Source organism: Gammaproteobacteria bacterium, from assembly GCA_019911805.1.
In the GTDB taxonomy this organism is placed as follows: domain Bacteria; phylum Pseudomonadota; class Gammaproteobacteria; order Thiohalobacterales; family Thiohalobacteraceae; genus JAHJQQ01.
Map to the genome: position 1 here is coordinate 146,834 of JAIOJV010000077.1, position 13,215 is coordinate 160,048.

At 63.0% G+C, this 13,215-nt stretch carries 12 protein-coding genes and 1 tRNA gene; 9 read left to right on the forward strand and 4 right to left on the reverse strand.

Going from position 1 to position 13,215, the window contains the following annotated elements:
* Positions 1-15: 15 nt before the first annotated feature.
* From K8I04_09830 to tadA, 3 genes are all read left to right on the forward strand, one after another.
* A complete protein-coding gene (locus K8I04_09830; GenBank protein MBZ0072010.1) occupies positions 16-705 on the forward strand; it encodes an ABC transporter ATP-binding protein in 690 nt (229 codons plus the stop codon).
* Positions 705-1,907: an ABC transporter permease gene (locus K8I04_09835; GenBank protein MBZ0072011.1), complete on the forward strand. Its 1,203-nt coding sequence runs from the start codon at positions 705-707 to the stop codon at positions 1,905-1,907. Before K8I04_09830 ends, K8I04_09835 begins: the two co-directional genes overlap by 1 nt.
* A gap of 191 nt (positions 1,908-2,098) precedes the next feature.
* Positions 2,099-2,530 carry a tRNA adenosine(34) deaminase TadA gene (tadA, locus tag K8I04_09840; protein ID MBZ0072012.1) on the forward strand — a complete coding sequence of 144 codons (432 nt, stop codon included), beginning with the start codon at positions 2,099-2,101 and terminating at the stop codon, positions 2,528-2,530.
* A gap of 9 nt (positions 2,531-2,539) precedes the next feature.
* Here the strand turns inward: tadA and mltF are convergent, their stop codons facing one another.
* Positions 2,540-3,934, reverse strand: coding sequence for a membrane-bound lytic murein transglycosylase MltF (mltF, locus tag K8I04_09845; protein ID MBZ0072013.1), 1,395 nt, complete (start codon positions 3,932-3,934; stop codon positions 2,540-2,542).
* A 155-nt stretch (positions 3,935-4,089) separates the two neighbouring features.
* On the opposite strand from mltF, the gene K8I04_09850 reads away from it, so the two are divergent.
* Positions 4,090-4,178, forward strand: a tRNA-Ser gene (locus K8I04_09850).
* 308 nt (positions 4,179-4,486) lie between these two features.
* Here K8I04_09850 and K8I04_09855 read toward each other — a convergent pair.
* Both K8I04_09855 and K8I04_09860 read right to left on the reverse strand, forming a co-directional pair.
* On the reverse strand, positions 4,487-4,990 hold the full coding sequence (locus K8I04_09855) for a GNAT family N-acetyltransferase (GenBank protein ID MBZ0072014.1): 504 nt from the start codon (positions 4,988-4,990) through the stop codon (positions 4,487-4,489).
* 12 nt (positions 4,991-5,002) lie between these two features.
* Positions 5,003-5,287, reverse strand: coding sequence for a DUF1778 domain-containing protein (locus tag K8I04_09860; protein ID MBZ0072015.1), 285 nt, complete (start codon positions 5,285-5,287; stop codon positions 5,003-5,005).
* Positions 5,288-5,778: 491 nt separating this feature from the next.
* On the opposite strand from K8I04_09860, the gene K8I04_09865 reads away from it, so the two are divergent.
* From K8I04_09865 to K8I04_09880, 4 genes are all read left to right on the forward strand, one after another.
* Positions 5,779-5,997: a hypothetical protein gene (locus K8I04_09865; GenBank protein ID MBZ0072016.1), complete on the forward strand. Its 219-nt coding sequence runs from the start codon at positions 5,779-5,781 to the stop codon at positions 5,995-5,997.
* Between the two features lie 25 nt (positions 5,998-6,022).
* Positions 6,023-9,277 carry a helicase gene (locus K8I04_09870; protein ID MBZ0072017.1) on the forward strand — a complete coding sequence of 1,085 codons (3,255 nt, stop codon included), beginning with the start codon at positions 6,023-6,025 and terminating at the stop codon, positions 9,275-9,277.
* 249 nt (positions 9,278-9,526) lie between these two features.
* The gene (locus K8I04_09875; GenBank protein ID MBZ0072018.1) at positions 9,527-10,246 is read left to right on the forward strand and encodes a DUF1499 domain-containing protein; all 720 of its coding nucleotides are present in this window, start codon (positions 9,527-9,529) and stop codon (positions 10,244-10,246) included.
* 163 nt (positions 10,247-10,409) lie between these two features.
* Complete coding sequence (locus K8I04_09880) at positions 10,410-10,670, forward strand: UBP-type zinc finger domain-containing protein (protein ID MBZ0072019.1); 261 nt, start codon at positions 10,410-10,412, stop codon at positions 10,668-10,670.
* A 72-nt stretch (positions 10,671-10,742) separates the two neighbouring features.
* On the opposite strand, the gene K8I04_09885 is transcribed toward K8I04_09880, so the two are convergent.
* Positions 10,743-11,378, reverse strand: coding sequence for a glutathione S-transferase family protein (locus K8I04_09885; GenBank protein ID MBZ0072020.1), 636 nt, complete (start codon positions 11,376-11,378; stop codon positions 10,743-10,745).
* Between the two features lie 291 nt (positions 11,379-11,669).
* Here K8I04_09885 and folP point away from each other — a divergent pair, with 291 nt between their 5' ends.
* The gene (folP, locus tag K8I04_09890; GenBank protein ID MBZ0072021.1) at positions 11,670-12,620 is read left to right on the forward strand and encodes a dihydropteroate synthase; all 951 of its coding nucleotides are present in this window, start codon (positions 11,670-11,672) and stop codon (positions 12,618-12,620) included.
* The last annotated feature ends 595 nt before the right edge of the window (positions 12,621-13,215 follow it).

Below are 13,215 nucleotides of genomic sequence, written 5' to 3' on the forward strand. Positions count from 1 at the left end.
GCCGGAAGTGCGTCGTTGATCCGCCTGACCGGCATCACCAAGACCTATGGCGAGGGCCAGGCTGCGGTGCATGCGTTGCGCGGCATCGATCTGGACATCGCCCAGGGCGAATTCGTCGCGGTGATGGGTCCGAGCGGCTCGGGTAAATCCACCGCCATGAACATCCTCGGCTGCCTGGACATGCCGACCCGCGGCGGCTACCTGTTTCAGGGCGTGCACGTGGAGCAGCTGTCGCGTGACCAGCGCGCCCTGCTGCGGCGGCATTTCTTCGGCTTCGTCTTCCAGGGTTTCAACCTGCTGGCGCGCACCACCGCACTGGAGAACGTCGAGCTGCCGCTGATCTACCGGGGTGCGCCGACCGCCACCCGCCATGCGGCGGCGCGCGCCGCGCTGCGGCAGGTCGGTCTCGAGGGCTGGGAACACCACAACCCCGGTGAGCTGTCCGGCGGCCAGCAGCAGCGCGTGGCCATCGCCCGCGCCATCGTCACGCAGCCCATCGTGCTGCTCGCCGACGAGCCTACCGGCAACCTCGACACCCGCACCAGCGAGGAGATCATGGACCTCATCGTCGCCCTCAACCGCGACCATGGCATCACCGTGCTGATGGTCACGCACGAGCCCGAGATGGCCGCCTACGCCCACCGCATCGTGCGCTTCGTCGACGGCCGGGTGGACAGCGATGCCCGTCAGCAGGGGCGTGCCTGATGTGGTGGAACACACTGATGCTGGCGATGCGCGCCATCCGCCGCAACCTGATGCGCTCGTTCCTCACCATCCTCGGCGTGGTGATCGGCGTGGCCGCGGTGATCACCATGGTGACGCTGGGCAACGGCGCGACCCAGTCGGTCTCCGACCAGATCGCGAGTATGGGCAGCAACCTGCTGATGGTACGGCCCGGCCAGCGTTACGGCCCCGGCGCGACGGCCGCGGCCCGGTTCAAGCTCGCCGACGTCGAGGCCGTGCATACCCAGATCAGCGGCGTGGCGGCGGTGGCGCCGGTGGTGAGCAGTGCGGTCACGGCCGTGTACCAGGCGAACAACTGGTCCACCTCGGTGACCGGCACCACCAACGACTACTTCACGGCCGGCAACTGGGAGATTGCCGCCGGGCGCGAGTTCACCGAGGCCGAGGAGCGTGCCGGCAAGGCCGTGTGCGTGATCGGCGCCACCATCCGCGACAAGCTCTTCGGCCAGCAGAACCCCGTCGGCGCGGAGATTCGTATCAAGCAGTTCGCCTGCGAGGTGATCGGCCTGCTCAAGGCAAAGGGGCAGTCGGCGATGGGGTCCGATCAGGATGACACCGTGATCATGCCGTTGCGCACGGTGCAGCGCCGTCTCGCCGGCAGTGTGGATGTGAATATGATCATGGTGTCGGTCGCCACCGGCACTTCGATCGACGCCGTCAAACAACAGCTCGACCTGCTGCTGCGCGAGCGGCGCAAGATCAGCGAGTCCGAAGAGGACGATTTCCGGGTACTGGACACCCGCCAGATCGCCGATGCCCTGACCGGCACGACCCGCATCCTCACCCTGCTGCTCGGTGCAGTGGCGGCGGTGAGCCTGCTGGTGGGCGGCATCGGCATCATGAACATCATGCTGGTGTCGGTCACCGAACGGACCCGCGAGATCGGCATCCGGCTGGCCATCGGCGCGCTCGAGCGCGAGGTGCTGCTGCAGTTTCTGATCGAGGCGGTGGTGTTGTCGAGCCTGGGCGGGCTGATCGGTATCGTGCTGGCCGCCGCCGCGTCGATCTTCCTGGCGGGTCTGATGTCGGTACCCTATATCTTCGATCCGGCCATCAACCTGCTGTCCTTCGTATTCTCCGCCGCGATCGGGGTGATGTTCGGCTATTTCCCCGCCCGCCGCGCCGCGCGGCTCGATCCGATCGAGGCCCTGCGGCACGAGTAGGGGTGCCGCGAGGCACGGCGTACGGCGGCTCCCGACCGGCGGCGCAGCCGGCACGCGCGTCGCCGCGGCGGGCGGGGGCCTGCCCTGCACGGGCCGGGGGATATCCGCTACACTCCGCCGGGATCCTGCAACCTGCCCGAACCCGGATGCCCGTTACCGATTCCCTCCCTGATGACCAGGACCTGCACTGGATGCGGCACGCCCTGACGCTGGCGCGGCGCGCCGCGGCCATGGGTGAGGTGCCGGTCGGGGCGCTGGTGGTGCGCGATAACCAGGTGCTGGGCGAGGGCTGGAACCGGCCGATCACCGACCACGATCCCAGTGCGCACGCCGAGATCGTCGCCTTGCGCGCGGCCGGGCGGGCCGCCGGCAACTACCGGCTGCCGGGCGCCGTCTTGTATGTCACCCTGGAGCCCTGCCTGATGTGCGCCGGCGCCATGCTGCACGCGCGCGTGCACCGGCTGGTGTTCGGTGCCTTCGATCCCCAGCGCGGCGCTGCCGGCAGCCAGTTCGACGCCTTCGCCGTGCCCGGCCACAACCACAGCATCATCGTGACCGGGGGCGTGGACGCCACGGCGTGCGCCGCCTTGCTGCAGGGGTTCTTCCGCGACCGAAGAGGGTAGTAGTCGGTCTCAGAGGGTCAGCAGATCGGTCGGAAAGGTGGGACCGGGGGTGTCCGCTGTATCCGGCTGGCGCTCGCTGTGCCACACCAGGATGTCGTAGTAACTGCGGATATTCTCCACGTAACGCACCGGTTCGCGGCCGCGGGCGTAGCCGTGGCGTGTCTGCGAGTACCATTTCTTCTGCGTCAGCAGCGGCAGGTGCTCCTTGACGTCGATCCACTTGTCAGGATCGTGGCCGGTCTTCTGGGTGAGGACGCGCGCATCCTCCAGATGGCCGTAGCCGACGTTGTACGCGGCCAGTGCCAGCCAGGTGCGGTCGGGTTCGGTGATGCGCTCGGGCAGTTTGTCCTTCAGCAGGCGGAGGTAGCGTGCCCCGCCGAGGATGCTCTGTTCGGGATCGCGACGGTCTTCCAGGCCGAGGAAGCGCATGGTGTTGCGGGTCAGCATCATCAGGCCGCGCACGCCGGTCGGCGAACGGGCCTCCGGGTCCCAGTGCGATTCCTGATAACCGACCGCCGCCAGCAGGCGCCAATCCAGCTCGGTCTCGGTGGCGGCATCCTCGAACAGTGCAATGAACTCCGGCAGACGCTGGTCGATATGGGCCAGATAGCGGCGCGTACCGACGTAGTCGAAATCCTGCACATGGCCGTAATGCCGCTCCAGCAGCTCGTCGAGTTGGCCGCCGGCGCGCAGCTCACGGAAGAACGTCACGGCCTCATCATAGAGGCTGCTGTCGGTGCTGCTGCGGAAGGCCCAGGCCAGTTCCTCGGGGCCGTTGATATCGAAGGCGACGCGCAGCTCGGGATAGAAACGCTGGTGGATGGCGATGTCGTTGGAATCGGCGATGGTGTAGTCGATGACCTGTTCCCAGACGAGGGCCAGCAGGTTTTCGGTGTCCAGCGTGTTGTTGCTGCGCCAGGTGAGGTTCGGGTATTCGGCCTGCAGCTGCTGCAGCCGCTCTTCGTGGCTGGAGCCGGCGAGGACCTCCAGGGTGCCGTGCAGATCGTCGAGATTGCGCGGCGTGGCATTGCCGATGCGGTAGACGAGCTGCGGGGTGGTCTTCTGATAACTGGGTCCGAAGCGCACCCGCTTGCGGCGCTCATCGGTGATGGTGAGGCCGGCCGCGGCCAGGTGTGCCTCACCGCGCTCCACCATGCCCAGGATGTCACCGAAATCCTCCGGTACGACCATCTTCAGCCGCACGCCAAGGTGCTGGGCGAACTGCAGCGCGAGATCGTATTCGAGGCCGGTGGGCCCGTGCGGGCCCTCGTAATAGGTGGTGGAGCCGTTACGGGTGACGACGATCAGCTCGCCCGCATCCTGCACCCGCTCCAACAGCGTATCAGGCCGACTGCAGGCGGCGAGCACAAGGCACCAGAGCGAAATGAAGAGTAACCGTCGCATGAGGAGTATGGTCGAGGCCCGAGTGCCGAGCTTAACCGGTTTTAGCGGGTAGGCGGAACAAAGATTTAGTCTTTCCGCCCGGCCTGAGGTAAAATCCCGCGTTCAGGATGTGTGGCGTTTCGCAGTAGTTTCGCGCAGATGCCCACCCAATCCCTGGAGAGGTGACTGAGTGGCCGAAAGTGCTTGACTCGAAATCAAGTGTACGCTTTGCGTACCGTGGGTTCGAATCCCACCCTCTCCGCCAAAAATAGAAAAGGCCCCCGCGCGGGGCCTTTTCTATTTTTGGACGGTGAGGGTAGCCTTGATGAAGAACCCCCGTTCGACGAAGCGGCCGCAGGCCGCGGAGAACGCCGCAGCGCAGCGGAGGCGGTCATCCCACCCTTCACAAAGTGGCCCTCGATGGGTCCCTTTGTGAACAGACCCTATGTCAGGATAGATGTCGCCTCCTCTAAAATAGTCTCAAGGGGGGATATACCGTCTGTTCGTACTCCATGGTTTGCTCTCCTGCGCTAACTGGCCTTCACGAAGGCACCGAAGGTAACAGGCAGCAACTCAATCAAACAGAGCAGCGACGGAGTCCATTGGCAGGAACAGTTTCAGTGGTTGGCTGGGTAGGGGGATAAAGCCAAATTGCTGGTAGAACCCGGCGGCTCGATTATCTAAGGCGTCGACGACTACGGCATAGACCGCCATCACCTGGCTGGCCTGAACGATACGTTGCAAGGCATCGGCGAGCAGAATAGATCCAAGGCCTTGCCCCTGGTGGGATTGGGTAACGGCGAGCCTTCCCAGCAGGACCACGGGAACCGGATACCTGGGTAGCCTCCTGCGCAGCCCTTCGGGTAAATCATTGGCATCCAGGCTGCCGGCGCTGAGACCGTAGTAGCCGATTACCTGCCACGGGGCTTCCGACGGCGAGGCGACAAATACTTTGTTGATTCGTCGCTTGATGTCCTGGCTGGCATATTGCTGCAGGTATTCGTCGAGGGAGTGCTCACCGCAATGGAAGGATTCCCGCTCATGAGAATTTCCCAGCGGTGAGATAATCAGATCCAAGCGGGCAGCCTCTTATTGCTGTACGCGCTTTTTGTGTTCGGCAAAGGTGCGCTTGAGCTTGGCGCTGGGCTTGGGGGGATTCTCAAGGGCGTCCAGGAATACGCCCCAATCGGCCTGCGTCAGGGTCAACGTCTCATGTTCGAGGATCACTTCATCGGCTGCGTGCAGAGCCTGCACAAGAACGAATTCCGACAGACTTTTATGAACGTACGCAGCCGCTCGCTCAAGCTTCTGCTTGGACAGGGAATCGAGGCGAATATGCATGCGCTGTTGCTTGATGGTTTCTGTGTTGGCCATTGAGGCGATCTCCTTCTGACCTTCGAAGTGTACGCCATACGTGCGTACATCACAAGGCATGGGTTGCCTCGGAAATCTCCAGGCCTTAAGGGAATTTGGGGCATCGGAACGCAGGGTAGCCATTGTGAACTGATGGGATGGACTCCTCCCGGCCAGGACGCCTTGGCGGCCGTGCATGATTTCATCGCTGGATGCGTGGCCAGTACCGCTCCGATGCCGGCCAGCTAAGATTGTTTAACAGATTGAATTGACAATATGATTAAGTCCTGGCGAGGCGGTAGACGCCAAGGGCATCAACTGCTAATGAACTGCTAATTTGACAAGAATTAGTAATAAGCGGCTGAACTGCCAACCAAGTGCTGATTGAGCAAGATTTAGCAGTTGCCAGCCGAGGCCATGAAGATCCCCCAGGAACCGCCACCCTTCGGACGCGGATTCCCGGAACTGCTGCGGCGCAATCCCGGTCGGGTGCTGGACGTGCCGCGCCGGTGGTGAGCGGACGCAACCTGCACTGGGCGGTTGACTGCATCCTGATCGATACCGACTACGGCGGCGAGTTCTTCATGGTCGCCCTGACCGACATTCCGGCGCGCAAGCAGCACCTGATCGAAGGTAGCTATGGATTGCCCGCCCCGCGCAAGGGCGGCACAGTCGTGGTGAAGATCATCGACATGCTCGGGGAAGAAGGGGTCGTTACCGACCAGCTATAACGATAATGACTACATGGGGAGAGCGATGAGCCGGGGCAGGCCGCGCGTCTACAATCTGGATCTGTTCACCGACGAGGCCGAGGTCGCCTCGGCGGCCCAACTCGCGCCGTGGCCGGAGGCGCAGCGCTTCCCGCTGAACGTCGACCATCACCGCGTGGCCGAGCAGGTGCTCAACGACCTGCGCCTGTCTGCCAATCCGTTCATCGTGACCGGCTACGCTACCCTGGACCGGCTGATCGACTTCATCGCCGGCGTGGGCGAATCCACACGGGTGCGCGTGCTGCTCGGCTTCGAGCCGTTTCCCTCGCAGCGCGAATCCTTCGAGGTCGGCGGTCAGTCCTTCGCGCGTGAGGTACAGCACCACTGGCTGGAGCGCGGCATCTCCCTGCTGCTCAGCGCCAAGCTGATCCACTGCATCGAGCGGCTCAAATCCGGTCAGGTACAGGCCCGCTACCTGGCCAGCTCGGACAGCCGCCTGCACGCCAAGATCTACGTCGGTGATCAGGCCGCCACGCTGGGTTCGTCGAACTTCACCCGGCCCGGCCTGGAGCGGCAGCTCGAGGCCAACGCGCGCTTTTCCCGCGAGAAGGAGCCCAAGCGCTATGCCGAACTCGTCACCATCGCCGAGAACTACTGGCAACTGGGCCGCGATTACCGTCAGGAACTGATCGATCTGCTGGAGGCGCTACTCCGGGTCGTGCCCTGGCAGGAGGCCCTGGCGCGCGCCTGCGCCGAGCTGTTGGAGGGCGACTGGGCCAAGGCCTATCTGCATTCGGACAATCTGCCCGGTGACGCCGATCTGTGGCCGACCCAGCGTCAGGGCATCGCCCAGGCCCTGCTGGTGCTGTCGCAGCAGGGTAGCGTGCTGGTCGCCGACGCGACCGGCTCGGGCAAGACGCGCATGGGCACGCATCTGATCCGCGCGGTACAGGACCAGATCATCCGTTCCGGCCGGCTGCGCCGGGGCAAGGCACTGATGGTCTGTCCGCCCGCTGTGCAGGACAACTGGCAGTGGGAGTCGCTGCTGTGCGGCGTACCGCTGGATATTTATTCGCATGGCAGCCTCAGCCACAAGCGCAGCGGCCGCCACGAGCTGACGGTCGAGGGCCTGCGTCGCGCCCAGATCCTGTGCGTGGACGAGGGCCACAACTTCCTCAACTTCAAGTCCAATCGCACCCAGCAATTGCTGCGCAACATGGCCGACCATGTGCTGCTGTTCACGGCCACGCCGATCAATCGCAGCGTGGTCGATCTGCTGCGCATCGCCGACATGCTCGGTGCGGACAATCTGGAGCCGTCCACGCTGAACGCCTTCAAGAAGATGCTCGGGGTGAAGAGCATCAATCGTTCCTTGACGGAGGAGGAGATCGGCGTTCTGCGCAAGGAGATCCAGCGCTTCACGGTGCGGCGCACCAAGCGCATGCTCAACGCGCTGATCGAGCGCGATCCTGAGCTTTACCGCGACCGCGATGGCAATCCCTGTCGTTTTCCCAGGCATCTTCCGAAGATTTACGGTCTCGACGAGCCCGTGGTGGATCGGCAACTGGCTTCCAGGATTCGCGAGTTGGCGGATCAGTTGTACGCTGTGTCGCATTTCATCAAGTCGGTGGAGATGCCCGACGTACTCATCCGTCAGGGCTGGTCGGAGGAAACCTACCTGCACAGCCGCCTGACCTCGGCCAAGAAGATCGCCTGCTACGTCATCATGGCCTCGCTGCGCTCCTCGCGGGCGGCCTTGGCCGAGCACATCGTCGGCACGCGCAAAGCCATTCACGTTTTCGAGTTACAGGGTTTCACCAAGGACGAGACCGGCAATCAGTTGCAGCGTCTGGACGATCTTGCCGGCAGGCTGCCGGTGAACAAGCTGTCGATTCCGCTGCCGGACTGGCTGAGCGATCCCGAACGGCACCGCGCCGCCTGCGCGCACGACCACGCCCTCTACGAAGAGATGTATGCCTGCCTGATGCAGATGAGCGATGCGCGCGAACGCGCCAAGGCTCGGCACCTCGCCCAACTCGCCGGCCGTCACGCTCTGCTGCTGGCGTTCGACAGCCGGCCGTTGACCCTGGCGCTGATCCAGCAGCACCTGAAGTCCTTGCAGCCTGAGGTCCGCACGATCGTCGCGACCGGCGATCCCGGTTCGGCACGGGCGGAAATTCTGGAGACGTTCAAACCGGGCTCGACGGCGAAGGGGGTCATCGGGCTATGCTCCGACAGCCTCTCGGAGGGCGTCAATCTGCAACAGGCCTCGGCCCTGGTGCATCTGGACATGCCCAGCGTCGTCCGCATTGCCGAACAACGCGTGGGACGCGTCGACCGCATGGATAGTCCGCACCGTGAGATCGAGGCCTGGTGGCCGGACGACGCATCGGAGTTCGCCCTGTCCTCGGATGACCGCTTCGTCGAGCGCTATGAAACCGTCGAGAGCCTGCTCGGCTCCAACATGCCCTTGCCGGAAGGCATGCAGAACCGCCGCGCCGATCCGCTGCGTGCGGAGGACCTCATCCGCGAATACGAGCAAGAATCCGAACGCAGCGAATGGGACGGCATCCAGGATGCCTTCGAGCCGGTACGCAGCCTGATCCTGGGCGAGCGCGCCCTGGTAGACAACAAGGTCTATGAGGCCTACCGTACGGTTACCGCGCGGGTGATGTCGCGCGTCAGTCTGGTGCGTTCGGAGCGACCCTGGGCCTTCTTCTGCATCGCAGCGGGGAGTTTCGGTGCGCCGCGTTGGATCTTCATGCCGAGTTCCATGGGTGCGCCGATCACGGACCTGCAGGCGGTCTGCGAAAATCTTCGGGAGTCCCTGGCCGGCGAGGTCGACGATCTGCCCATGACCGACAAGGCCGCCGATCTGCTCAACCGCTTTGTCAGCCGGATCTCGGAAGTGGAACGGCTGCTATTGCCGCGCAAGAAGCAGCGCGCGCTGGAGGAACTGGACATTATTCTCGCGCATTTCCTGAAGCAGGCGGCGAAGGATCAGGACCAGACCCGGTTGCAGCACTACCAGTCCATCCAGAAAATGCTGCGCAAGCCGAACGTGAACTATCAGCCTGACTGGGACGAGGTTGCAGCGCGCTGGCTGGATATCATCCGCCCGGTCTGGTACGAGAAACTCCAGCAACCGCGCAACCGGCCCTTGCTGTTGAAGGATATCCGCACCGATCTGATCAGGATGGAAGACCGGTTCGGCGATCAGCTCATCGATAAGTTCCGCTCGTTCCCGGTGTTGCCGGGGGCGGACGAACGGATTACGGCGTGCATCATCGGGGTTGGGTGACTGTCTGGTTGATACCTCACCGGTTTGAGAAAAGAACGTTGTCAACGCAACGTTATTCAGTAACGTCACACCCCATTGCGTCGCTGTATGCCCCTGCCTGTGCTATAGATTACTGTCAAGTTTGGATGATTCACCGGGTGTGTCCAGATACCCGGTATCGAAGTGCAGGAAAATAAAATCGTCATTCGGCTGACGCGTGCCACTGCAACGTCCGACCCCGTCGCATACCGGCCGCCCCAGGGGATCGCCATGAAAATGATCCACATCATCGTTCCGCTGCTGGCCTTGGCCGCTATTGTGCTGTTGCTGCTTTCCGGCCCGGGGGTGCATCTGGGCTGGTGGGAATTCACTGTCGGTTTCGTGCTGTTGAAGTGGGCCGCGTATGCCGGTATTGCCGCGGCAGCACTCGGGCTCATCGCGCTGATCGTGCCCGCCGCACGACACGGTTCCGAGGCGTGGCTGGTGGTTTCGATCATGGTCGGCATTGCGGTGGCGTGGCTGCCAGGGCATTGGATGCAACGCGCTCGTTCGGTACCAATGATCCACGACATCAGCACCGATACGATGCACCCACCGGACTTCGTGGCGGTGCTGCCGTTACGCAAGGACGCACCGAACCCCGCCGTATACGGTGGCCCCGAGGTGGCGGTCCAGCAGCATGCGGCCTACCCGGACATCCAGCCACTGCACCTCGATCTGCCCGCTGCGCAAGCCTTCCCGCGCGCGCTCGAGGCGGCCAGGGCGATGGGCTGGGAGATCGTTGCCGAGGTACCGGACCAGGGCCGGATCGAAGCCACGGCGACCACGTTCTGGTTTGGCTTCAAGGACGACATCGTGGTGCGCGTGCGTGCCGAGGGTTCGGGCAGCATGGTGGATGTGCGCTCGAAGTCGCGGGTCGGCAAGAGTGATGTCGGTACCAACGCCGCGCGGATCCGCGGGTATTTACACAAACTTGCCGGCGGCGACTGAGTCAGCGGGAGGCTCCTTTCCTGGCGAAGATTGCGGCCTGCGACCGTGGCCGAGGCGTGGCCGGCCCGACACCTCCGCAACCTGCCGCCACGCTGCGGGTCCGACGAAATGGAACAGACCGTCAGGGAATCACCGTCAACCCACGCCATCCGGGGTAAATAGCATGGCCACACACTGCACCCATCTCAATGCGATTCGCGACGTTAGCCCGAATACCAACGGCTGTGAGGAATGCCTGCAACTCGGCGACCGGTGGGTGGCACTGCGCATGTGTATGACCTGCGGACACGTGGGCTGCTGCGATTCCTCGAAGAACAGGCACGCCACCGCGCATTTTCACGCCACCCAACATCCCGTCATGCGCTCTATCGAACCGGGCGAGAGCTGGTACTGGTGTTACGTGGATGAAGTCATGTTCGTTTGACGTCGGTGGTGCCTGCGGTGTCATCGGGTCCGGTTGCTGGTACCCGGCAGCGCTGCCCGTTTGGCCGCTCGCTCACGCTGCCTGGAGCAGTTGCCGGCTGCGCGCTGCGCTGGGTCGCGCCTCCATCCGTTCGAACCACGGGCCGATGTGCGGCAGGGTGCGATCAAACGGCTGGTTGACGGTGAGCGCGAAATCAAGCCATACATACAGCCAGATATCCGCCGCGCTGAAACGTGTGCCGCATAGGTACGGGCCGACACCGAACATCCCATCCAGCCAGCGCAGCCGGTCTTGTGCGACCCGTTTCAACCCGTCCGCCGCCTCGGGGGCCACCGGGATGCGCGACTCGAACCGCGGCAGCCCTTCGGCGTAGTGATAGGCGTTGTGGATGAACTCGGTGATGTTGAGCTCCACGCGGCGCCACCATTGCCGGGTCAGCGCGCGTTGCAGCGGGTCACTGCCGATCAAGGCGGGCGAGGGATGCAACTCCTCCAGGTATTCCGCAATGGCGACCGCTTCGGCCAGTGTGGTGCCATCGTCGGTACGCAGCGCGGGTGTCTGTCCGGCCGGGTTGATGGCGAGAAATTCCGGCTGCCGGTTTTCACCTGAGAATACGTCCACCGTCACGGCCGGCAGTTCCAGTTCCTTCTCCAACAAAAACATCCGCAGGCAGCGCGGTGCCGGGCTTATCGCGTCATAAATCAACATGGATCGGTCCACCTCTGGGATAATTTGTCGAAGACAGACGGCCTGCCCAGCCACGTCGGTGCAACACACCCATACGTCATGTGCAATACGGCGGCGCCGTCGGACTCTGGCCTTTGAGCGTAGGAAAATACCACCATCGAGGCGGTCAGAAAATGGGTAGTTACCCCGGGTCTGCGGGCTCAGACTGTCTTGATCTCTGGCTTGAGTTGACGGTCGGCAGGTGGATAATCAGCAAGGCAATCCCTGGCTCTCTGTCAGGATGAGCGTTACGCAGGCAATGGAGGCGTTGGTATGCAGCACGAAGTGGATTCTCTGGTCGAGCGATGCCTGGGCACGTCGATCGACTACACTTCCCGATCACGGCCGCGGGCGCTGGATGTATCGAAACCCCGCCTGATGGGTATTCTCAATGTGACGCCAGACAGCTTTTCGGATGGCGGCAGGCATCTGCAGATCGACCATGCACTCGAGCACGCAAGGATCATGGTCCGGGAGGGGGCGGATATCATCGATGTGGGGGGGGAGTCGACCCGTCCCGGGTCCAGGCCGATCTCTCCGGAAGAACAATGTCGCAGGATTCTTCCAGTGATTCATGCACTGCGCAGCTCGACGCCGGCACAGGTCCGGATCAGTGTGGATACCCAGTCTGCCCTCGTCGCCGCAGCGGCGATTCGACTGGGGGCGGACATCATCAACGATATCAGTGCGGCCAGGACGGATGCCCGCATGCTGGAGGTGGCCGCCCAGAGTGGCGCGACACTCGTCCTGATGCACATGCAGGGAACGCCCGCGACGATGCAGGACCAGCCGAGCTATATCGATGCGGTCACAGAGATACGCGACTTTTTGTCATCACGATGCAAGGCGGCGCAGGATGCGGGGGTGGCACCACAGAAGATCGTCGTGGATCCCGGTATCGGCTTTGGCAAGCGCAAGGTCGACAACCTGGAAATCCTTGGAAATCTGCAGGACTGTGTCCCAACCGGTTACCCGGTACTGCTTGGAGTCAGCCGGAAGCGTTTTATGGGGAGCCTCTGTAACTGCGACACGCCGGAGGAGTTGCGGCATGCGACGGTGGCCATGACGGCACTCGGGATTCTGAACGGGGTGTCCATCATCCGGGTGCATGACGTGCGGGAAAACAAACAGGCAGTTGACGTCACCCATGCGGTTCTCCTGGCAAAGCGTGCACGGGATCGGCGGTACGCCAATCACGAACGGCCTTTACCCTCCACCACCTAGTCGCCCATACGGTTGCCCGGCAGCGCCCCGGGCCAACCATCGAAGACCGGTCGCGCTGTCGACGCGGCGCGTCTACGGATCTTACTAAGGCAGTCATTAACAAAGCCTCACGCCGTGTCGGCAGGACACCGTGAATACGTCCCTGTAGGCTTGACGGCCGCGTCCATGCGGCCGACACCTGCCGACACGGCGTGAGGCTTTGTTAATGCAGGTTTTGGTATCTCCGTATCAATTACGTGGTTTTGGTCGACAAAACGAATTGATGGCCGGCGATCCTCGCCGGCGGCCTCTGCGTGCGTAGAATCCGTGCGACTCCCCCTTGAACCCGCGCCGGTAAACAGCGTTGTGCAGTTAAAGAATCACTTGAGTGCCCGCTGTCTCTTAATCGTGACATATGTCACGAGCCAGCCCTGCCGGTCCTGGTAGGTAGTTACCCTCGGCGTGCGGTCGGTGCGCTTCAAAGATCCTTTGAATATGAATCGATTAAAGGCGTCAAACGGCGTCTTTCTCCCGTGCCGGGTGAGTGGCATGTGCTTTGCAAATGTCAATTCTTTAAGGATTGGCTATACCTGATGAGACGGACTTCAGGGTGTGT